Source organism: Olsenella phocaeensis (assembly GCF_900120385.1).
In the GTDB taxonomy this organism is placed as follows: Bacteria; Actinomycetota; Coriobacteriia; order Coriobacteriales; family Atopobiaceae; genus Olsenella_I; species Olsenella_I phocaeensis.
This window is the reverse complement of the sequence record NZ_LT635494.1, coordinates 481,408-501,957: the sequence shown is the minus strand read 5'-3', so window position 1 is coordinate 501,957 and position 20,550 is coordinate 481,408. Positions and strand designations below refer to the sequence as shown.

The 20,550-nt window shown below is 67.3% G+C and carries 18 protein-coding genes, 1 tRNA gene and 7 pseudogenes; 6 read left to right on the top strand and 20 right to left on the bottom strand.

All coding sequences use genetic code 11. The features are described from left to right. The 11 genes and pseudogenes from BQ7388_RS02330 to BQ7388_RS02280 all read right to left on the bottom strand — a co-directional run. On the bottom strand, positions 1-522 hold a 522-nt coding region (locus BQ7388_RS02330; protein ID WP_129583219.1), incomplete at its 3' end, for a TlyA family RNA methyltransferase. Between the two features lies 1 nt (position 523). After that, entirely contained in the window at positions 524-790 is a 267-nt protein-coding gene (locus BQ7388_RS02325; protein WP_062530125.1) for an exodeoxyribonuclease VII small subunit, read from the bottom strand. Positions 791-793: 3 nt separating this feature from the next. Beyond that, positions 794-1,459 carry a transcription antitermination factor NusB gene (gene nusB / locus BQ7388_RS02320; RefSeq protein WP_083558355.1) on the bottom strand — a complete coding sequence of 222 codons (666 nt, stop codon included), beginning with the start codon at positions 1,457-1,459 and terminating at the stop codon, positions 794-796. Positions 1,460-1,470: 11 nt separating this feature from the next. Continuing rightward, the gene (locus BQ7388_RS02315) at positions 1,471-1,833 is read right to left on the bottom strand and encodes an Asp23/Gls24 family envelope stress response protein (protein ID WP_009279443.1); all 363 of its coding nucleotides are present in this window, start codon (positions 1,831-1,833) and stop codon (positions 1,471-1,473) included. A 264-nt stretch (positions 1,834-2,097) separates the two neighbouring features. Next, entirely contained in the window at positions 2,098-2,664 is a 567-nt protein-coding gene (gene efp, locus BQ7388_RS02310) for an elongation factor P (RefSeq protein ID WP_009279444.1), read from the bottom strand. 208 nt (positions 2,665-2,872) lie between these two features. After that, a pseudogene (locus tag BQ7388_RS02305) lies at positions 2,873-3,193 on the bottom strand (PTS sugar transporter subunit IIC); the annotation flags it as partial. A 12-nt stretch (positions 3,194-3,205) separates the two neighbouring features. Continuing rightward, positions 3,206-3,805: pseudogene (locus BQ7388_RS02300) on the bottom strand (PTS system mannose/fructose/N-acetylgalactosamine-transporter subunit IIB); the annotation flags it as partial. A 5-nt stretch (positions 3,806-3,810) separates the two neighbouring features. Next, positions 3,811-4,074: pseudogene (locus BQ7388_RS02295) on the bottom strand (DUF956 family protein); the annotation flags it as partial. A gap of 226 nt (positions 4,075-4,300) precedes the next feature. Next, the gene (locus tag BQ7388_RS02290; protein ID WP_062530120.1) at positions 4,301-5,221 is read right to left on the bottom strand and encodes a PTS system mannose/fructose/sorbose family transporter subunit IID; all 921 of its coding nucleotides are present in this window, start codon (positions 5,219-5,221) and stop codon (positions 4,301-4,303) included. 23 nt (positions 5,222-5,244) lie between these two features. Then, a pseudogene (locus BQ7388_RS02285) lies at positions 5,245-5,577 on the bottom strand (PTS sugar transporter subunit IIC); the annotation flags it as partial. Next, positions 5,577-5,870: pseudogene (locus BQ7388_RS02280) on the bottom strand (PTS sugar transporter subunit IIA); the annotation flags it as partial. The pseudogenes BQ7388_RS02280 and BQ7388_RS02285, both read right to left, overlap by 1 nt. 425 nt (positions 5,871-6,295) lie before the next feature. On the opposite strand from BQ7388_RS02280, the gene BQ7388_RS02275 reads away from it, so the two are divergent. Both BQ7388_RS02275 and BQ7388_RS02270 read left to right on the top strand, forming a co-directional pair. Beyond that, on the top strand, positions 6,296-7,087 hold the full coding sequence (locus BQ7388_RS02275) for a tRNA threonylcarbamoyladenosine dehydratase (RefSeq protein ID WP_072500423.1): 792 nt from the start codon (positions 6,296-6,298) through the stop codon (positions 7,085-7,087). A 1-nt stretch (position 7,088) separates the two neighbouring features. Beyond that, complete coding sequence (locus BQ7388_RS02270) at positions 7,089-7,865, top strand: TatD family hydrolase (protein ID WP_083558211.1); 777 nt, start codon at positions 7,089-7,091, stop codon at positions 7,863-7,865. Positions 7,866-8,039: 174 nt separating this feature from the next. Here the strand turns inward: BQ7388_RS02270 and clpX are convergent, their stop codons facing one another. The 3 genes from clpX to BQ7388_RS02255 all read right to left on the bottom strand — a co-directional run bounded on the left by clpX (position 8,040) and on the right by BQ7388_RS02255 (position 10,327). Next, a complete protein-coding gene (gene clpX / locus BQ7388_RS02265; protein ID WP_009279451.1) occupies positions 8,040-9,341 on the bottom strand; it encodes an ATP-dependent Clp protease ATP-binding subunit ClpX in 1,302 nt (433 codons plus the stop codon). A gap of 36 nt (positions 9,342-9,377) precedes the next feature. Next, positions 9,378-9,992 (bottom strand): ATP-dependent Clp protease proteolytic subunit, encoded by a 615-nt coding sequence (locus BQ7388_RS02260; RefSeq protein ID WP_009279452.1) that lies wholly within the window; start codon positions 9,990-9,992, stop codon positions 9,378-9,380. A gap of 131 nt (positions 9,993-10,123) precedes the next feature. Continuing rightward, the gene (locus BQ7388_RS02255) at positions 10,124-10,327 is read right to left on the bottom strand and encodes a hypothetical protein (protein WP_072499687.1); all 204 of its coding nucleotides are present in this window, start codon (positions 10,325-10,327) and stop codon (positions 10,124-10,126) included. A gap of 59 nt (positions 10,328-10,386) precedes the next feature. Here BQ7388_RS02255 and BQ7388_RS02250 point away from each other — a divergent pair. Together BQ7388_RS02250 and BQ7388_RS13305 are read left to right on the top strand one after the other, a co-directional pair. Continuing rightward, a pseudogene (locus BQ7388_RS02250) lies at positions 10,387-10,947 on the top strand (tRNA threonylcarbamoyladenosine dehydratase); the annotation flags it as partial. A 22-nt stretch (positions 10,948-10,969) separates the two neighbouring features. Then, positions 10,970-11,200, top strand: coding sequence for an amidohydrolase family protein (locus tag BQ7388_RS13305; protein WP_327196105.1), 231 nt, complete (start codon positions 10,970-10,972; stop codon positions 11,198-11,200). On the opposite strand, the gene tig is transcribed toward BQ7388_RS13305, so the two are convergent. Further along, on the bottom strand, positions 11,094-12,086 hold the full coding sequence (gene tig / locus BQ7388_RS02240; protein WP_268794026.1) for a trigger factor: 993 nt from the start codon (positions 12,084-12,086) through the stop codon (positions 11,094-11,096). The two genes, BQ7388_RS13305 and tig, sit on opposite strands and share 107 nt — an antisense overlap. A 70-nt stretch (positions 12,087-12,156) precedes the next feature. Beyond that, positions 12,157-12,243, bottom strand: a tRNA-Leu gene (locus BQ7388_RS02235). Positions 12,244-12,657: 414 nt separating this feature from the next. Between BQ7388_RS02235 and BQ7388_RS02230 the strand changes: the two genes are divergently transcribed. Continuing rightward, positions 12,658-12,969 (top strand): hypothetical protein, encoded by a 312-nt coding sequence (locus tag BQ7388_RS02230; protein ID WP_072499685.1) that lies wholly within the window; start codon positions 12,658-12,660, stop codon positions 12,967-12,969. A gap of 38 nt (positions 12,970-13,007) precedes the next feature. Here the strand turns inward: BQ7388_RS02230 and BQ7388_RS02225 are convergent, their stop codons facing one another. Continuing rightward, positions 13,008-14,381: an ATP-binding protein gene (locus tag BQ7388_RS02225; protein WP_072499684.1), complete on the bottom strand. Its 1,374-nt coding sequence runs from the start codon at positions 14,379-14,381 to the stop codon at positions 13,008-13,010. Between the two features lie 575 nt (positions 14,382-14,956). Next, positions 14,957-16,537 carry an alpha-amylase gene (locus tag BQ7388_RS02220; protein WP_072499683.1) on the bottom strand — a complete coding sequence of 527 codons (1,581 nt, stop codon included), beginning with the start codon at positions 16,535-16,537 and terminating at the stop codon, positions 14,957-14,959. A 643-nt stretch (positions 16,538-17,180) separates the two neighbouring features. On the opposite strand from BQ7388_RS02220, the gene BQ7388_RS02215 reads away from it, so the two are divergent. Next, positions 17,181-18,089 (top strand): TetR family transcriptional regulator, encoded by a 909-nt coding sequence (locus BQ7388_RS02215; RefSeq protein WP_072499682.1) that lies wholly within the window; start codon positions 17,181-17,183, stop codon positions 18,087-18,089. 622 nt (positions 18,090-18,711) lie between these two features. Here the strand turns inward: BQ7388_RS02215 and BQ7388_RS13300 are convergent. Both BQ7388_RS13300 and carB read right to left on the bottom strand, forming a co-directional pair. Next, positions 18,712-19,251: a hypothetical protein gene (locus tag BQ7388_RS13300; RefSeq protein ID WP_327196087.1), complete on the bottom strand. Its 540-nt coding sequence runs from the start codon at positions 19,249-19,251 to the stop codon at positions 18,712-18,714. Between the two features lie 77 nt (positions 19,252-19,328). Continuing rightward, positions 19,329-20,471: pseudogene (carB, locus tag BQ7388_RS02210) on the bottom strand (carbamoyl-phosphate synthase large subunit); the annotation flags it as partial. Positions 20,472-20,550: the final 79 nt, after the last annotated feature.

Sequence of the window (20,550 nt, the reverse complement as noted above, 5' to 3'; positions counted from 1 at the left end):
GCCCTCGGGCGAGAGGAGCTCGCACACGGCGGGCAGCACGGTCGTGACTGAGGTGAACGAGACGTCACAGACCGCGAGGTCGACACGCCCCGCGCGCTCGGGCGAGGGGACGTCCACGATGTTGGTGCGCTCGAGGAGGGTGACGCGGGGGTCCTGGCGCAGCGTCCAGTCGAACTGCGCGTAGCCCACGTCCACGGAGAGCACGCTCGCGGCGCCGCGCTTGAGCAGGCAGTCGGTGAAGCCACCGGTCGAGCAGCCCACGTCCAGGCAGGCGAGCCCGGTTGGGTCGACCCCGAAGGCGTCGAGGCCGCGCTCGAGCTTGAGGCCGCCGCGGCCCACGTAGGCGATGTGACCCCTCACGTGGAGGGGCGCGTCGGGCGCGAGGAGCTCGCCGGCATGGTCGAGCCTCCGGTCGCTGGTGCTGACGTCGCCCGCGAGGATGGAGCGCAGGGCGTCCTGCGCGTTGGAGAAGAGGCCCCTCTCCACCAGGAGCTGGTCAAGGCGGCGACGGCCCCGGCCCATGCTAGTCCCCGCTGGTGGTCGGCTCTGCCTGCCCGTCACCCGCCGCCTGGGGCGCGTGGGAATCGGCAAGCTGGGCCTGCTCGCGCGCGGAGAAGTCCGTCGCGTCGACCAGGTCCACCGCCTTGGAGCCCAGGGCTATGGCCTCGTCGAAGAGGTCGAGCGAGCGCTCGAGGGAGGTCTCCTTGTCACGGACCAGGTCTATGATCTGGTCGAGGCGTCCGCTGATGTCCTCGAAGGACTCGTACGCGGAGGTGTCCGGCTTCGCCATGGCCTACTCTGCCTCGACGGTCTGGGGTTCGGGGACCTCGGACTCCGCAGGAGCCTCCGGCTGGGGCTCAGCCGCAGCCCCGGAGTTGACGCCGTTCTCGCCTGGCCGGGCATCGGCCTCGCCGGAGTCGGCCCGGTCGGGGCCACCCTCGTCCTCCGCCTCTCCAGCCTCCACGAGCTCGGCGTCTGCCGCCTCGGCATGCCGGCGTTCCTCCTCCGCGCGGCGGGAGAGTTCCTCATGGGCGTCCGCGACCACGTCGCGACCCGCCTCCATGCGAGAGGCGACGCGGCCGAGAAGGCCGTTCACGAAGCGCGAGGACTCGTCGGTGCCGTAGGCCTTCGCCAGCTCGACGGACTCGTCGATTGCCACGGCGGTCGCGACCTCGTCGACCTCGAGCATCTCGTACAGGGCGATGCGCAGGAGGTTGCGGTCGACGGCGGGCATGCGCGAGAGCCTCCAGTTGGAGGAGGTCGCGTCGATGACGGCGTCGAGGTCGGAGCGCATGTCGTCCGCCCCGCGCGCGAGGCGCTCGCCGAAGGGGTCGAGGGGGCCGTCCGAGAGCGAGTAGTCGCCCTCGAGGACCTCATAGACCGTGCGGCCAGTGGCCTCGGCCTGGAACAGAAGCTGCAGGGCCTGGCTGCGCGCAGTGGTGCGCGGACCGAAGTGCATGTTGGACAACGCTACTCCTTGGGAAATACGAGGCTGTCGATGCAGACGTCGACCGCCGCGACCTGGACGCCGACCTGCTCGGTGATGGCGGCGGCGACGGCCTCGCGAACGGCGGCGGCGAGCTGGGTGAAGGGGTACCCGTAGAAGACGGCCAGGTGGACGGAGACCCTGAGCTCGTCGTCCTCGACGCTGGACTCGACGGCCTGCGCCGCGGGAACGCTGCTGCGGGTGAAGACGGAGACCAGGCTGGAGGCGATGTCGTTGCCGCCCACGCGCACGACGCCCTCGACCTTTTCGGCCGCCAGGGTGACGATGGTCGAGACGACGTTCCGCGAGATGCCGATTCCGGAGATGAAGAGTTCGCTGTCTGCCATGGGAAGTCCTTTCGGGAGGGACGCTCCGTCGAATCCGTTTGCGACGCTCACGGGACCAGTATAGACGTTGGGCATGGCCGGGTGCCGTCGCCCACGAAGCCGCCGCGGGGACACGACGCCGGCACGCCGTTCGCGCGGGCAGGACGGGTGCCCGGTCGGACACGGGCATGCCGAACATGGAAGCCAACGCGCGGTCCCGGCCCTAAAGCGCGGGACCCACGTGCCGCTCGCACGCGGGTCCCGAAGGGGGCATGCCTGGGGGCGCTAGACGCGCGAGACGAACTTGCCGTCGCGGGTGTCGACCTTGATGACCTCGCCCTGGTTTAGGTACATGGGGACCTGGATGGTTGCGCCGGTCTCGATGGTGGCGGGCTTGGTGCCGCCCTGGACGGTGTCGCCCTTGAAGCCGGGGTCGGTCTCGGTGATCTCGACCTCGATGAACATGGGCGGGTTCACGCCCAGGAGCTCGGTGTCGGCGTAGAGGAGCTGGCAGGTGTCGTTCTCCTTGAGCCACTGGGCGTTGTCGCCGATGTAGGAGGGGTCGACGGGGATCTGCTCGTACGACTCGTTGTCCATGAAGACGTAGGCGACGCCGTCGTTGTAGAGGTACTGCATCTCGCGGGTGATGAGCTGGACGCTCTCGAACTTGGTGCCGGCGTTGACCGTCTGGTTGTTGATGGTCTTGCCGCTCTTGAGGTCCTTGATGGTGTAGCGGACGAAGGCGCCGCCCTTGCCGGGCTTGACGTGCTGGAACTCGACGAGGGTGTAGTACTTGCCGTTGATCTTGAGGCCCATGCCGTTCTTGAAGTCTGCGGTGCTGATGGTTGCCACGTGTCTCTCCTTCTCGCCTGCGCCCGCAAGCGCGAGGCGCGGGCTCTTAGTCATATGCGCAGGCAGTATAGCGCAGGGCAGGCTGTCGGCAGATGCTCCTGCCTGGGGCTTCACACAGCCAACAGTTGGCATCGCGACAGTTGGGGCGCCGTCGCGTGCGGCCTGGCGCACGCGCCACTCGCCCGGCATGCCGTCACGCACGCCGCNGGGGGATGGCCAGCGCGATGGAGGCGTTGACGGCCGTGGTGGAGTCGGCGCTGCCGCCCGAGAGGGCGAGCACCATGATGATGGCGGAGGCGACGGAGGCCAGGGCCGCGTCAGGCGCGACGGCGGCGCCGATGTTGGCCCAGCCAAGGGCGATCATCTGGAGCGAGCCGCCCAGGAGGATGCCCTCGGTGGGATATCCCGTGACGATTCCGATAAGGGTGCAGGCGACGAGCGGCTGGTGGAACTGCCACTGGTCGAGGATGCCTTCCATGCCCGCGAAGAACGCGACGATGACGACGAGCAGGATCGTGATTGGCGACATATTCCCTCCTTCTTACTTGGTCTGGGCGGCAAGCTCGGACTTTGCCTTCTTCATGATGGCGTCAAAGGGCTCGGCGGAATCGGCGGGCACCTTGCGCACGTCGAACTCGATGCCGTGGCCGGCGAGCTTCTCGAGCGTCTCGACGTCGTCCTCGCCCATGGCGATGGCGTTGGTCACGACGACCTTGCCCACCGAGTGGGCCATGGAGCCGAGGTTGACCTTCTTGATGTCGACGCCGCCCTCGACCGCGCGGAGCAGGTCCTGCGGGGTCTCGAAGAGGAGCATCGCCTTGGTGGCGCCGAAGCGCGGGTCCTTGGCGACGTCGATGATCTTCTGGACGGGAACGACGTGCACCTTGACTCCCGGAGGCGCCGCCTGGACGATCATCGTCTTGCGGAGCTGGTCCTTCGAGACGTCGTCGGATACCACGATGATGCGGTCGGGACCGGTCATCTTGGTCCAGGTCGTGGCGACCTGGCCGTGGAGCAGGCGGGTGTCGACGCGCACGAGCACGAACTTGATGTGGCCGTCGCCCAGGACCGTCCCCTCGGGGATGGCGCCCATGGGGGCGGCTGCGGGAGTCGGCGCGGCCGCGACGGCCTCCGCGGGCTGCANGCCTTGTTGTCCCTCGTGGAGAACGAGAAACTGCCGTTCGTCTTCGTGAACACCGCGAAGCGCGAGATCCACCTGCCGCCCAGCATCACAGACGCGGCGACGTGGTCCACCTCGCCCCAGGGAATCTGGACGTAGTCCTCGGCGTTCTTTTCGTTGTAGAACTCGATCGCCTTGTTGCCCACCATGAGGTTCCCGTAGGTGGCGAGCCCATGGTAGGAGGTCGCGCGCACGGCGAGGTCCACGCTGCTGTTCTGCGATTGCGCCATCTTCGGGCTCCGATCGGTCGGGGTCTATTCGTGGCGGCACCCGGGGCGTCCGCCAAACCATGCGTTCCAGTGCCAACAAGACGCCCGCTGCGATGGGCGTCCCGATGCGTTCCGGTGCCAAGCAAGAGGGGCCCGCCCCTCGGCTGGGAAGGCTCCCTGCCTCCCACAGCCTACTAGGCGCGGCCCCTCGCGTCGAGCGTCACGCCCGCCGTCGCGGGCGTGCTTCCTACATGAAGCCGCAGACGCGGCCGACGATGCCGAAGGCGAACAGCGCGAGGATGATCGCGATGGGCGAGACGTTCTTCTTCAGCAGCTTGCAGCAGAGCAGGGTCAGCAGCACGGCGGCGAGGCCGGGGATGAGCTGGTCGAGGTTCTGCTGGAGGGTGGTCACCTTGGTCGCGTCAAGGCCGTTGACGCCCAGGGCGCTGTACTGCAGGAGGGCGGTCTTGACGCCCTCGGCGCCGGCGGGCAGGTTGGCCCAGTCGATGTAGGCGCCGGCCTGCTGCGGGATCTTCGAGACGATCGGGGTGAACGAGATGGACACCCAGCGCTCGACCAGCGAGCCGATGATGAACATGCCGAGGATGGAAGCGCCCTCGGTGATCTTGCCCAGCATGCCACCCGAGAGGTCCTGCGCGATGGAGGCACCGGCCTTGTAGCCGAACTCCTGCGTGTAGTACTCGAACGCGAGGCGGATGACGTTCCAGAGGACGAAGAACAGGATGGGTCCCAGGATGTTGCCCGAGAGCGCCAGGGAGGCACCGAGGGCACCCAGGATGGGGCGCACGGTGAACCAGAACACGGGGTCGCCGACGCCGGCCAGCGGTCCCATCATGCCGACCTTGACGCCCTGGACGGTGGCGTCGTCGATGGGGTCGCCGTTGGCGCGGCCCTCCTCGAGCGCCAGGGTGACGCCCATGACCGGGGAGGAGACGTACGGGTGGGTGTTATAGAACTCCAGGTGGCGCTTGAGGGCTGCGACCTGGTCATCCTTGTTGGGATACAGGGCCTTGATGGCCGGGATGATGGAGTAGCACCATCCGCCGTTCTGCATGCGCTCGTAGTTCCAGGAGCCCTGGAGGAACTGGTGGCGCCACGCGACCGCCTTGCGGTCTTTGGCGCTGAGCGTGATCTTCTCTTCTGCCATTTGTCTTCACACTCCCTTGGGGCCTAGTAGTTGTTCAGGATGTCGCCGAGAGGGTCGCCCGAGCCGCCGGCACCGCCACCCTGGGTGGCAAGCTCCTTGAGGCCGAGGTAGATCAGGGCGAGGGAGACGCCGATGGCGCCGAGGGCGATGAGCGTGAGCTGGCTGATGGCGGCGAGGACGAAGCCCAGGGCGAAGAAGGGCCAGACCTCCTTGGTGGCCATCATGTTGATGACCATGGCGTAGCCCACGGCGGCGACCATGCCGCCGCCGACGGCCATGCCGCCGGACAGCCATGCGGGCATGGCGTTGAGGGCGTTGGTCACGGCCTCGGCGGGGATGACGCAGAGCGCGGNAGCATGGGCAGGCTGAGGCCGGTCACCGCGACCCAATCCTCCTTGCCCTCCTCCTCAAGCAGACGCGAGGTCTGGTTGAAGGGAGTGCCTCCCCAGAGGTCGACCAGGAACAGGACGTGGTCCTGGTCTTCGAGCTTAGCGACCGCTTCGAGCAGCTTGGCGTGATAGTCGTCCGGCCCCATGTCGGGGGTCAGGGCGACCGCCTCGACGCTCTCCTGGGGACCAAAGATCATCTGTCCCGACTCCTTGATGCCCGTGCAGAGCCCGCCGTGGCTTGCCAAAATGATGCCTACCATCGCTTACCTCCTTCGCCTTTCTTGTACTTCCTTGCCTACAGGTCCCGTGCGACGCGACTCGTCTCAGGTCAACTTGCCGAAGCCACCCGCACGTACATCGCACAGAACAAAATTATATTGTTTTGTGGTTTTCCTTTGACGAGCTGCCGTTCGTCGAACGCTAACTTGTTTGAACAACAATGCATATACAGACGTAGACAGTGCAGACGAATCAGATTAAATTCTTGGTCAAGATGCCGTCCGCCTATATCTTCTTGACTTTGCGGAACATTGCCAGTTTTTTTATCGCCCAAAATGCTCACCTTTGGGCTCTGGCCTGTCCCTTTGGCGCCCACGCGCTCCGTCTGGCACCTACAATCGGCTGGTACGCAAACACGAGGCCCAAGGCGAAGGGAGCCCGTGCCATGCAGAAGGGAGCCCCACCCATGCCCCGGCAAAGCGAGAGCGGCGTCGCGCCCGAGGTCGAAACCGCAAGCGACCGCCTGAGGCTGGTCATGGGCGACGCGGCCCTGGCGCGCGTGCAGGCGAGCCGCGTCATGGTGCTGGGGCTGGGTGGCGTGGGCTCCAACTGCGCGGAGGCGCTCGCACGAGGCGGCGTGGGCTCCCTCGTGCTGGTGGACCGCGACGTGGTGGCCCCCAGCAACCTCAACCGGCAGGCCGTGGCATGGCAGCACACGCTGGGCCAGCCCAAGAGCGAGGTCATGGAGCACCTCGTGCGCGACATCAACCCCGACTGCCAGGTCACGGCCCTCCACGCCTTCCTGGGCAAGGACGGCCTGACCGACGCGCTCGCCGCCCTCCCCCGCCCCGACTACGTCGTGGACGCCATCGACACTGTGTCTCAGAAGCTGGCCATCGCCCGCTGGTGTCAGGACGAGGGCATCCCCCTCCTCTCCAGCATGGGAGGGGCAAACAAGCTCAACCCCTGCCGTCTGCGCTTCTCGACCATAGAGAGGACGGACGTGGACCCCATAGCGCGCGTGATGCGCAAGGAGTGCCGCAAGCGCGGCATACGCGGCCTCAGGGTCCTCTATTCCGACGAGCCGCCCATCCCCATCGAGGGTGGCACCGGCCCCGACGGCAGGCGAGACCGCAGCCACTCCATACTGGGGACCATGAGCTACCTGCCCCCCATCATGGGCCAGATGATCGCCGGACGGGTGATCTGCGACCTCGCGGGGCTCTCCAACGAGCTCGACCACCAGGGCTGGCGCTAGCGTGGGCTGGCGGCTGGCAGACATGCACTGCCACCTCGACCTCATGTCCAACGCGCGCGAGGTGGCCGCGGAGGCCGAGGGGCTCGGCCTGGCCATACTCGCCTGCAGCGTGACTCCGGAGGGCTACCTGCGGGCGCGCGAGGAGCTCAAAGACGCCCCCAACGTCCGTCTCGCCGTGGGGGCGCATCCCTGGTGGGTGGCGGACGGCCGCATGACGGACGCCGACGTCGCGCTGGCGGCACGGCTCGCCAGCCGGGAGGGCTTCGTGGGCGAGATAGGCATGGACCTCTCGCCTGCCCACGTCGACCTGGGAAGCGAGGCACGCCAGCTCGCGTCCCTCGAGCGCGTCTGCGCCGCAGCCGCATCGGGGCCCGGTCCGGACGGCAGGCCGCGCGTACTCTCGATCCACTCCGTGAGGTGCGTCGGCACGGTGCTCGACGTCCTGGAGCGCACGCGCGCCCTCGAGCGCTGCGCCTGCGTCTTCCACTGGTTCAGCGGCACCAGCGACGAGCTGCACCGCGCCGTGAAGGCGGGCTGCTGGTTCTCGGTCAACGAGATGATGCTCGCCACCAGGCGCGGCCGCGAGTACGCCCGACAGCTGCCCGAGGGCAGGCTCCTCACCGAGACGGACCTCCCACCCACGGAGGGCAAGTCCTTCTCGGCCGCCAATATAGCCGCTTCGCTCGAGCGGACGCTGGACCAACTCGAGGGAATACGCGGGCGAGACGTACGCGAGGCCTGCGCCGCCAACGCGACGGAGCTGCTGGGACTGAGCTAGGCGCGCGGCGGCGCAAACGCACGGCAGCCGAGCCCGTGCTAGGCGCGCGGCGGCGCAAAAAGGGAGAGAGGCGCACAGACCACAGCCGGTTTGCGCGCCTCTCAAGAAATACCTGCTAAAACGCAAGCTCGCGCGCAGACCACGGCTGGTTTGCGCGCGAGCGGACCACGTGTCCTACACCGCGCGGTGCTTGCCTGCGTCCTCGCGCACGACGCGAGGCAACGTGCCGCCGCCCACCGACTCGGGCGTCACGACGACCTTGGTGATGTCCAGGTCGCTCGGCAGGTCGAACATCGTCTGCTGCAGCGTGGACTCGCAAATCGCGCGCAGGCCGCGCGCGCCGGTGCCGCGCTCTATGGCCTGCCGTGCCATCTCGCGCAGGGCCGCGTCCTCGAACTCGAGCTCGACGCCCTCGATCTGGAACATGCGGCGGTACTGCTTCACGATGGCGTTGCGCGGCTCGGTGAGGATGCGCACCAGGTCGTCCTCGGTGAGCTCGTGGGTTGAGGTGATCACGGGGATACGGCCGACGAACTCCGGGATCATGCCAAACTTGTGCAGGTCCTGGGGCATGACCGCGGCCATGAGCTCGTCCTGGTTCTCCTCCGTCTTCCGGGAGAGCTCGGCGTTGAACCCGATGCCCTTCTTGCCTATGCGGTCGGCCACGATCTTGTCCAGGCCCACGAAGGCGCCGCCGCAGATGAAGAGGATGTTCCTGGTGTCGATGTGGATGAGCTCCTGCTGGGGGTGCTTGCGCCCTCCCTGCGGGGGCACGCTGGCGATGGTGCCCTCCAGGATCTTGAGCAGCGCCTGCTGCACGCCCTCGCCGGAGACGTCTCGGGTGATGGAGAGGTTCTCGGCCTTGCGGGCGATCTTGTCGATCTCGTCGATGTAGACGATGCCCAGCTGGGCCCTCTCCACGTCGCCGTCGGCGGCGGCGATGAGCTTGAGCAGGATGTTCTCCACGTCCTCGCCCACGTAGCCGGCCTCGGTGAGGGTCGTGGCGTCGGCGATGGCGAAGGGCACCTCGAGGAAGCGCGCCAGGGTCTGCGCCAGCAGGGTCTTGCCCGTGCCGGTGGGACCCAACAGCAGGATGTTGCTCTTGGCGAGCTCCACTCGCTCCTCGTCCTCGCTCGTCACGTCGTCGCCGGACACGATGCGGCGGTAGTGGTTGTAGACGGCCACGCTCATCGCGCGCTTGGCCTCCTCCTGGCCCATCACGTACTGCGACAGCTCGTCGTAGATGTCGTGCGGGGTCGGAAGATTCTGTATGGGGCCCTGGGCGAGGTCGAACTGGTCGAAGTCGCCCTCGGGCACGAAGTCCTCGTCGTTCTCTGCCATGATGTCGGCGCACTCGCTGACGCACTCGTCGCAGATGAAGACCCCGTTGGGCCCCTGGACGAGCTTGCGCACCTGGCTGCGGGTCTTGCCGCAGAACGAGCAGCGCATCTCGGGTGGGTTGTTGTCTATCGCCATCTGGCCTCTCCTCGAAGGGCGCGTCGCGCCCGCTTGCTACTCCGCCTGCTCCATGCGCGATGCGATGACCTTGTCCACCAGGCCGTACTCGCGTGCCTCCTCGGCGCGCATGTAGTTGTCGCGCTCGGTGTCGGCGTTGATCTTCTCGATGGGCTGGCCCGTGTTCTGGGACAGGATCTCGTTCAGGCGGTTGCGGATCCAGCGGGTCTCGTCCGCCGCGATCTGAATGTCCGTCTGCTGGCCCTGGGCGCCCGAGCTGGGCTGGTGGATGAGCACCATGGAGTTGGGCAGCGCCATGCGCTTGCCCTTGGCGCCGGCCGAGAGGAGCACGGCGCCCATGGAGGCGGCCATGCCCACGCAGATGGTGGACACGTCGGGCTTGATGAAGTTCATGGTGTCGAGGATGCCCAGGCCAGCGTACACGTCGCCTCCGGGCGAGTCGATGTAGAGCGAGATGTCCTTGTCGGGGTCCTGGCTCTCGAGGTGGAGGAGCTGGGCGATCACGAGGTTGGCGCTGTCGCGCGTGACCTCCTCGCCCAGGAAGACGATGCGGTCGTTGAGCAGGCGCGAGTAGATATCGTAGCTGCGCTCGCCGCGCGGGGTCTGCTCGACCACGTACGGGATGAGGGGGATGTTGGTGGGGTTGATCATGTCTCTCCTAACCTAGAGGAATGCGCTCCGAGAGTTGGTACCCCCGGAGCGCATCTACTAGTCGTGGGTCGCGCGAATGCGGAGGGGGCGTGGGGCAACTCCGAGCCTGCCCTCCCCCGCCGCGGCGGCTGCTACTCGCCGGACTCCTCGTCCTTCTTGGCGCGGGCCTCGGCGATCTCGTCGACCTCGGTGACGGTGGCGTTCTCGCTCAGCCACCTCACGGCCTTGGTGCGGCGGATGGACTCGCGGATGGCGGGCATCTGGCCGCTCTTGGTGAACTCGGCGACGGAGGCGTCGACGTCGTCCACGCCGGCGCGCTCGAACTCGGCGCGCACGTCCTCCTCGGTGGCCTTGAGCTCGAGCTTGGCGGCCAGGGCGTNACCTCAACCGGCAGGCCGTGGCATGGCAGCACACGCTGGGCCAGCCCAAGAGCGAGGTCATGGAGCACCTCGTGCGCGACATCAACCCCGACTGCCAGGTCACGGCCCTCCACGCCTTCCTGGGCAAGGACGGCCTGACCGACGCGCTCGCCGCCCTCCCCCGCCCCGACTACGTCGTGGACGCCATCGACACTGTGTCTCAGAAGCTGGCCATCGCCCGCTGGTGTCAGGACGAGGGCATCCCCCTCCTCTCCAGCATGGGAGGGGCAAACAAGCTCAACCCCTGCCGTCTGCGCTTCTCGACCATAGAGAGGACGGACGTGGACCCCATAGCGCGCGTGATGCGCAAGGAGTGCCGCAAGCGCGGCATACGCGGCCTCAGGGTCCTCTATTCCGACGAGCCGCCCATCCCCATCGAGGGTGGCACCGGCCCCGACGGCAGGCGAGACCGCAGCCACTCCATACTGGGGACCATGAGCTACCTGCCCCCCATCATGGGCCAGATGATCGCCGGACGGGTGATCTGCGACCTCGCGGGGCTCTCCAACGAGCTCGACCACCAGGGCTGGCGCTAGCGTGGGCTGGCGGCTGGCAGACATGCACTGCCACCTCGACCTCATGTCCAACGCGCGCGAGGTGGCCGCGGAGGCCGAGGGGCTCGGCCTGGCCATACTCGCCTGCAGCGTGACTCCGGAGGGCTACCTGCGGGCGCGCGAGGAGCTCAAAGACGCCCCCAACGTCCGTCTCGCCGTGGGGGCGCATCCCTGGTGGGTGGCGGACGGCCGCATGACGNGTTCTGGTAGGCCTCGGGGATCTCGTCGAGGGTGAGGTGCTTGCCGATCTCCTCGACGACGCGGTCCTCCTTGAGACCGGGGAGGCTGTTCTTCTTGTCGCCCTCGATCTCTTCCTTCACGGCGTCGCGCAGCTCGGCCACGGTGTCGAAGCCGAAGCTCTTCTTGGCGAACTCGTCGTCGAGCTCGGGGGTGACGGACTTCTTGATGCCCTTGAGGGTCACGGTCACGGCGACATGGTGCTCGTGGTCGTCGTGGGCGCGGGTCCACTCGATGTCCTTGGTCTCGCCCTTGGTCATGCCAACGATGCCGTCGACGAACTCGGTGGGCAGGTAGGCGTTGGAGAGGCCCAGCTGGCGGTCGGTGCCGGCGAGCTCGGGCGCGCCCTCCTTGTTCTGGACGTCGGCCACGATTACGTCGCCGGCGACGACGGTGCGCTCCTCGGTCTCGTCCTCGTAGCTCACGTGGTAGCTGAGGAGCTGCTCGACCTGCATGTCGATCTCGGCCTCCGTGGCCTCCTGGGGAGGCATGTTGATGGCGGGGGCGTCATAGGAGTCGAGCTCGCAGGTGGGAGGGACGCTGACGGTGCAGGTCACGGTGAGGTCCTCGTGCTCGACCACGGTGACGGGGTCGTCGCCGTAGTTGGGACGGTCGACGGGGACGATGTCGAGCTCCTCGAACATCAGGGGCTGGGCCTCGTTCATGACGTCCTCGGTGGCCTGGGCCAGGACGGAGCTGCGGCCCACCATGCTGTCGATGACGGGACGGGGCGCGCGACCGCGGCGGAAGCCCTGGAAGGCGTACTTCTGGGCGATGTCCCTGTAGGTCTGGGCGATTGCCTTGTCGACGTCGGCAGCGGGCACGGTGAGCGTGGCGACTACCTGGTCGTTCTGGGGCCTCTCGGCGGTGACGGTGATGTTCAACGTTCCTCCAGTGTTGTTCTCCTGCTTGGCGGGAGGGCCCGCCTCGCACAGTTCCTCTGCGTCTGCGACGTGGTGCGGGCGAAAGGACTCGAACCTTCACGAGATTTCTCCCACTGGAACCTAAATCCAGCGCGTCTACCAGTTCCGCCACGCCCGCGCATGTCGCATGCAATTTATGGATTCTAGCAAAGGCGGCAGGCCGTGTGAGCTGACGTTGCCCGTCTTCACGCAAACGGGGAGAGGGACACGCCTGGCGTGGCCCGGCGCAGGTGCCGGACGCGGGGTCAGGCCATCAGCACGCCGGGTTGCACGGCCTCTTCGCCGTTGCCGTCAGCATCCTCCGACCGAAGCGGACCCATGCCTCCCCCCGCTCGTCGCACGCCCTGCCTTCGGGCGGCCGGGTCCGGGAGCCTCGGCCAGGCGCGCGTACACGCTCGAGCGGGTGACCCACTCCCTNCCCTCCTTGTCACCTGGAAACTGTCAACAACCTGTTGGCACACAACAGCTAGCTTGCCACCTGGCAAGCCTGAACAGCCCCGACGACCTGCGCTTCGGGCAGCTCTACCGGCCCATGCTCCGGAGCTTCGTGGCCTCCGAGGTCATGAAGGCGTGGCTGGCGGCAAGACGGGGACTCGACGGCTTCAGCTACCTCTTCGACGGGGAGAGCCGCGAGCTCGACCTGGTGCTGAGGGAGGGCAACGTGCTGCACCCCATCAAGGTGGACGCCGGTAGGGCGGCACGCGCCGACGAGGCCCAGAGAGAGTTTGCGAGCCTCCAGGGCGTCGACGGCTGCGAGCTGGGCTGGGGCGAGGTCGTGTGCCTGGCACGGGACGACGGTGTGGCAGGACGGGGTGTCGTCGTAACCCCCGCATGGCAGGTCTAGCGGTCAGACTTGTCCTGGCCCCTCTCTGATCCTAAAACCTAAAACTCGACGGGCTCCAGATGCATGTCCCCCATGTGCCCAGCTCCAACCAGCTGGTCCAGGAAGAGCAGCATGTAGAGCGGCAGGTAATAGACCGGCTTCCCAAGCCTCTGCTCGACGGACACGCTGTGCTCCGAGAGCACCAGGGCCTCGTCAATCCTCCAGTCGCTCGTCCTCAGCAGGTTGTTGAGGGCAAGGTGCAGCTTGTAGTCCTTCCCCGACTTGACCTCGAGCGGGATGACCCTGGCGTCCTCGGTCTGGAGCAGGAAGTCCACCTCGCCCTTCCTGCTGTTGTGGAAGTACCAGAGCTCCCTGCCCGACGATGCGAGCTCCTGGGCGACGACGTTCTCGTACACCGCCCCAAAGTTGGCATCCCCCTCGCCCGACACGACCCTCATGGCAGCGAGCCGCGGATATTGCGCCAGCAGGAGCCCGCAGTCAGACGAGTAGAGCTTGAACTTCTCCCCCACCTTGGTCCTTTGGAGGGGGTACTTGGGCTCCGTGACCGCATGAGCGGGAAGCACCACCTCGGCCTCCTCGAGCCAGGCGAAGTCGTCCCTCAGCCGCCCGTGCGTGGCCCCCGCCCTCACGGACGCCATCTGGAAGCGCTTGTTCTCCTTCGCGAGCTGCGAGGGCACGTTGGAGTAGATGGAGCGGACGTTGAGGCTCTTCTCGCCTGCGTACTTGGAGATGTCGAAGCCGTACTGCTCGACGATATCCAGGCAGACTTGCCGGGCACCGCCGAGGTCCAGCCCGCCCTCGAGGAACGTCGAGACCGCCTCGGGCATGCCACCCACCACGATGTACTGCCTGAAGAGCCTCACCATGCGGTCGTGCAGAGAGTCCTCGACGGGAGTCCTTGCGTCAAGCGCCACATGGAGCTCGTCGATGATGGAGGACGGTACCCCGCTGGCCCAGCAGAACTCCTCGAAGTCCAGGGGGAACATCCGGCGGACCTGCGCGTATCCGACGGGAAACGACGTCACCCCGCCGAGCGTCGTGCCAAGAAGCGAGCCGGAGAGGATGAGGTCGAAGCGGCCGTCCTCCACGATGAACTTGGACAACGTGACGACGTCGTGCCCCAGCTGCTGCACCTCGTCGAGGAAGATCAGCGAGCCCTCGGGGATCGAGCGTCCCGCCACGAGCGAGAGGCGCGAGAGCAGCTCCGTCGAGCTCGACGACGCCGCGAGGAAGGCACCGCTCTCCTGGCTCTCGATGAAGTTGACCTCGACGAAGGAGTCGTAGATCTGCCGCGCGAACTCGCGCACGACGTACGTCTTGCCGACCTGGCGCGCCCCGAGCAGTATGAATGCCTTGCGAGCGCCTGCGGCCTTCCAGCCTTCGAGCTCGTGGAGCATCTTCCTCTTGAGCATGGCCACTCCGTTTCTAGAGCAGAAGGTATTTGCTCAATTATGTCTCTAACACAGAACGATTTCGAGGGTTTGTGTGTCTAAAACAGAAGGAATCTTGGCGATTTTGTTACTGACGCGCGTTTGCTTCGAAGTTTAATGTTTGTCGCAAGGCGACGGCCTCGACCCGAGTGCGGCATGCGGGCCGGGGCTGGATGCCGGAGCCGCCCGTCGCCGCAGGCACGCGGGAACGCATTCCGACAACATCGTCCACGCCATCCCGCACGCGACCAGACAATGCGCACGCGCAGCCGCATCGCGCACGCCGTTGCGCACGCCATTTTGAACGCGCACGCGGTCGCGCACACGGACTCCTCCCGCCAAATGCGGAAACGCCAAGGCCAATGTGCGCTTTCGCGTGCTGGGCGTAAGCGACGTGCGTAAGCGCGTGCGGGATGGCAGCTCGTGTGCGTAAGCACGTGTGGGGTAGCGGCTCGATAGCGGCTCGCATGCGCATGCGCGTGCGGAGCGGCGACGGGCGTGCGTTGTCGCGTGCTGGATGGCCGCCAGTCGCTGCCAAACGCCCGAGTCCCTCTCCCCTACTTGCCCTTCCTCGAGCGCGTACGGTGCGGCGCGGCGTTGACGCTTATGGGACAGTACTCGTAGCGCGGTTCCTGCACCTTGCGCACGATTCGGTCTATCGAGCGCAGCACGCGGTCGTGCTCGAGCGAGCTCACGACCTCCTTGCGCACGTACGCGCAGCCGCAGCCCCCGGCGCAGGAAAACTCGCCGAAGCCCTCGTCGTCGATGGTGACGTCCGGCTCCTCGAACCCCGCCACGCAGCAGAAGGTCGAGCCGGCGTGCCGCGCGCCCACGCGCATGCGCTTGGACCCGCCCTCGGCGTCGGTGAGCACCACGGCCACGCCACTCATGGGGTGGGCGTCGTCTCCCTCGCGGGTCCAGCCTATGAGGTTGGCGTCGTCCAGGTAGTCGTTCTGGGGACCGAAGGCGAAGCGCTGGCGTAGCTCCATGAGCAACGGGAGCTCGGCCACGGCGGGGATGTTGCCGTCGTTGGACATGCCGAAGAGGTCCCCGAAGAAGACGCAGGGGTAGCCCGCCTCGCGCAGGAGGATCAGCATGTAGGCGCTGGGCTTGAACCAGTCCTGGACCGTGCTCTGCAGCGCCTGGTTGGGCTGGGTGTCGTGGTTGTCCACGAAGGTGACGGCACGGATGGGCTCGCGCTGCACCAGCGTGTCGTCGAAGACGTGAGCCAGGTCCCTCTCGCCCATGCTGTTGGAGGCGTCAAAGAGCCGGTAGTGCAGCGGCACGTCGAAGAGGCTCATGGGCACCTCGCCCAGGTAGGCCTCCAGGTCGTCCACCTCGGGAGACCAGTACTCCCCCACCGTGAAGAGCTCCTTGCCCGTGGCCTCGCGCAGGCGCGTGAGCCACCGGTGGAAGAACGCGCGCGAGATGTGCTTGAGCGCGTCCAGGCGGAACCCGTCGACGCCGGTGGTCTTGAGGTACCATTCTCCCCAGCGGCCGAGCTCCTCCTCGACGGCGGGCTCGCTCACGTCCACGTCGGAGCCCATGAGGTAATCGTAGTTGCCGTTCTCGGACTTGTCCACGTCCTCGTCCCAGTGCTTGCCGTTAAAGAGGTAGACGCCGGGCTCGTGGGTCGACTCGTCCCAGTCGGTGCCGTGGAAGCAGTGCCAGTCCCAGTGGAAGTCGGAGTACTTGTCGGCGCGGCCGGGGAAGCGGTAGCGCGTCCAAGCGCTGATCTGCCGGGGCTCGCCCGCCTGCTCGTTGCGGTTCGTGGGGTTGATGGGGGTCGCCAGGACGTCCTCGCACTCCTCCCCGCCGAAGCGCTGGTTGAGGACGACGTCGGCCAGAACCTGGATGCCCGCCTTCTGGAGGGCGCGGACGGCCGCGAGGTACTCATCGCGCGTGCCGTACTTGGTGCGGACGCTGCCGCACTGGTCGAACTCGCCCAGGTCCCAGGGGTCGTAGACGGCGTAGCCCACGCCCTCGGCCCCTTCGGAGCTCTTGTAGGCGGGCGGCATCCAGACGGAGCTCACGCCCATGTGCGCGAGGGTGGGCGCGAGCTCGGCCAGGCGCTTCCAGTGCGCGCCGTCCGCGGGTAGGTACCAGGAGAACCCCTGGAGCATCATGCCGTTTTCCATGTGAACCTCCGGAGTGTGGGGGTGGGTGGTTGGGTACGGGGCGGGCCGCGCGCGTGGGCACGTGCGGCGGCACCCTGGGTACGGGCGGCGGCGGTGCTGGGCGCGGGCGTGTCGCGGCAGACGCGGGTGCGTACGACGTGCGGCTACGTTGCGGCGCCTCTCTCGCCATGAAAATGCTAGCGCTCGCGAGGCGTAGGCGCAAAGCAGGGTGGCGACGCAAGGTGTCGGGCCAGAGCACCGTGCATGCAACTACGCACGTCGTTAGCGTCGTGCACGCCGTTGCGCACAACATCCGCAACAAGCACGCTGTTTCGCACGCCACACACAGCGAGCACGCTCGAACGCACATCTTCCAGAGCGAGCACGCTCGAACGCACATGGACGCTCCGCGCTATCTGGGCAAACGCAGGAGTGCGTGTGCGCAACAGCGTGTGCGATGAAAAACGTGTGCGCAAGCGCGTGTTCGGCGAAATGTCCGTGCGTTGGAGCGTGCCGGACGTCGGTACCTGTGCGTTGGAGCGTGCGCGACGTCGGCGCGTGTGCGCAAGTGCGTGCCCGACGTCGGCGCGTGTGCGCAACGGCGTGCCCGACACGCGTAAGCTAGTGGCCGACGTCAGACGATGCCACCAACAGAGGAGGCAGCATGCCCACGTGGACCAAGCGGCACATCGTCGACGGCTTCGTGCGCCTCCTGCACAAGCACAGCTACCCCTCCATCACCGTCGAGATGATCCTAGCTCAGACCGACGTGAGCAAGACGACTTTCTACCGTTACTTCAGGAACAAGTCGGACGTGATGGATGCCTACTTCCAGCAGGTCTACGACGCTGCCATCCTGGACGAGGGCTGCCGCGACCTCGAGGACCTCTTCGCCGCCATCCTGGAGAAGGCGCGCAGCAACCCCGAGCAGTACCGCATGTTCGAGACCACGGGCTACAACTCCTACCTCCGGTTCATCTACCGCTACACCTTCTCCATGGGCAGCAGGATCATCGAGACCGCCTGGAAGCGGAGCCTGAGCGAGGCCGAGTCCCTGCACGTCGCCTTCTTCTGCGCCGGGGGCAGCCACATGACGGTCGAGGAGATTCCAGCCCCGCAGTTCGCCTTCCTCAAGAGCCTGTTCTTCACCTACTACGGGCCGACGGTGATCGAGGTCACCGAGAGGCTGGGGCTGGACTACGACGAGTACCGCTGCGACGTCGAGCAGGTGATGGCCGACGCCGAGGTGACGACCCCCAACGCGCACATCATGCCGGGCACCATCGGCACGCACCACTTCGTGATGGCGACCTACGACCACGGCCGGGAGGTCGTGGGCTTCCACTTCAACCACAAGGGGTCCAACGAGATCCTGGCCGACTACACCGTGGACAAGGCCATCGAGATCTTCGGCGAGCCCCACGTCAGGGTGGACATCGACGGCATCATCGACCACGAGGACCCGTTCCTGACCAGCGCCGCGCCCAACGTGAACCTGATCCCCGCGATCGTGGACGCGGAGCCGGGCTACCAGGACGCGCTGGACATACCCTTCGGCCGCGTGCCGCGCTAGCAGGAGAAGGGCGCGGGGCCACTGAAGGACGAGTGCCGCGTCATCGTCTGAGGCCCAAGCTAGTCGCGAAGGCGCCGGAAAACTGCGCATGATTCCTCAGAGTTGTGGAGATGCACAAAGAGAATGAGCTCCTGAGCTGGCCAGACGCTCATTTCGACCGAAGTTCGAAAATACCGTGCGCAGTTATTTTGGACGCACACCTTGCCCCTGCCGCTCGCGCGCTCGAACGCACGACCGCCAGCGCCACCCACGCGCCAACGCACAACCGCCAGCGCCACCCACGCGCCAACGCACAAGCAAAACGACGAGCACGCTCGAACGCACATCGTCGCCTCACGTTACCTGGGCAAACGTCGAGGCACATGTGCGTAAGAGCGTGCGCGTTGCAGGAGTTGTGCGCAAGAGCGTGCTCGGCACCGGTGGCCGTGTGCAAGAGCGTGCGCGACGACGGTGGCCGTACCCGGTGGCGTGCATAAGAGCGTGCCGGGAGAGAGGCGCGGGCGCACGAGCGTGGAAGCCGCACGCACGCGACGACACGCACCTCTCGTCACGCGCCATCGCGCGTCCCTCTCGCTGCGACGACACGCGCCTCTCGCCTGCCCCTCTCGCCCGAGCCACGGCGCTACAGGTCCTGCAGCGCGACCACGTCCAGCGCGCCGCCACCTCGCGCCCTCACCGCCGCCAGCGCCTGCACCAGCGCGATCGTCGCCGACATCGCCGTCACGCAGCAGATGCCATGGTTCACCGCCGCCGCACGCAGCCGCGCCCCGTCGCCGCGTGAGGCGTGCCCGTGCGGCGTGTTGACGATGAACGCCAGGCTGCCCGACTCCACCAGGTCGAGCGCGTTGGGGTGCCCCTCCGCGACGCGCCTCACCACCTCGCAGGCGATTCCCGCCGCGCGCAGCGTACGAGCGGTCCCCTCGGTGGCCACGATCTTGTAGCCCATGTTGGCCAGCGCCAGCGCCACCGGTGCGATTGCGCGCTTGTCGCGGTCGCAGACGGAGACGAACGCCGCCCCCTCGCGGGGCATCTCATAGTCGATGGCCTGCCGGGTCTTGGCATACGCCTCCGGGAAGCTCGCGGCGATGCCCATGACCTCGCCGGTCGAGCGCATCTCGGGCCCCAGGACAGAGTCCGCCCCCGGGAAGCGCGCCCACGGCATGACCGCCTCCTTCACGGCGAAGTAGCCCAGCTCGCGCCCCTCGTCCGGCAGCTTGCCGGCAGCCCGGAGCCCCGCNCGCCCACCGACTTCATGCGGGTGGTGAGCTCCTCGCTCGTGCCCTCGAACTTCTCGAAGGCGAAGCGCGGCACCTTGACCACGCAGTAGTCGATCGAGGGCTCGAAGCAGGCGGGCGTCGCGCGGGTGATGTCGTTCTGGATTTCGTCCAGGGTGTAGCCGACGGAGAGCAGCGCCGCCATCTTGGCGATGGGGAACCCCGTGGCCTTGGAGGCCAGCGCCGACGAGCGGCTCACGCGCGGGTTCATCTCTATGACCACGACCTCGCCCGTCGTGGGGCTGACGGCGAACTGCACGTTGGAGCCGCCGCAGGCGACGCCCACCCGCTCCAGGATGGCAAGCGAGTGGTCGCGCAGGCGCTGGAGCTCGCGGTCGGTGAGGGTCTGGGCGGGGGCCACGGTGATGGAGTCTCCTGTGTGGACGCCCATGGGGTCGAGGTTCTCGATGGAGCAGACCACGATTCCGTTGCCCGCGGAGTCGCGCATGACCTCCACCTCTATCTCCTTCCAGCCCTCGAGGTCCTGCTCCACCAGCACCTCGTGGGCGGGCGAGAGCGCGAGCCCCTCGCGCGCGATGTCAGCGAGCTCGACCTCGTCGTGGGCCATGCCGCCGCCGGCCCCGCCCAGGGTGAAGGCGGGCCGCACCACGACGGGGTAGCCCAGCCGGGCCGCGACCCCCGCGCACTCCTCGAGCGAGTGGGCCACGCCCGAGTCCGCCACGCGCAGGCCGATGTCACCCATGGCCCGAGCGAAGAGCTCGCGGTCCTCGCCGGTCTGTATGGAGGCTATGTCGCAGCCGATGACCTCGACGCCCCAGCGCGCGAGCACGCCCGCCTCGTCCAGCGCCACCGCGCAGTTGAGGGCCGTCTGGCCGCCCATGTTGGGGAGAAGCGCGTCCGGCCGCTCCCGCTCGATGACCTTCTCCACGCTGGCCACGGTGATGGGCTCCACGTAGGTGCGGTCGGCGGTCTGGGGGTCGGTCATGATGGTTGCGGGGTTGGAGTTGACCAGCACGACCTCGTATCCCTCCTCGCGCAGGGCCCGGCAGGCCTGCGTGCCGGAGTAGTCGAACTCGCAGGCCTGGCCGATGACGATGGGGCCGGAACCGATGACCAGGACCTTGTGGATGTCGTCGCGACGGGGCATCAGAGGGACCTCCCTTCGGGGGCGGGGACGGCGGGCGTGGAGGCGGCGGGGGCGTGCGACGCAGCGGCTGGTTCGGGCG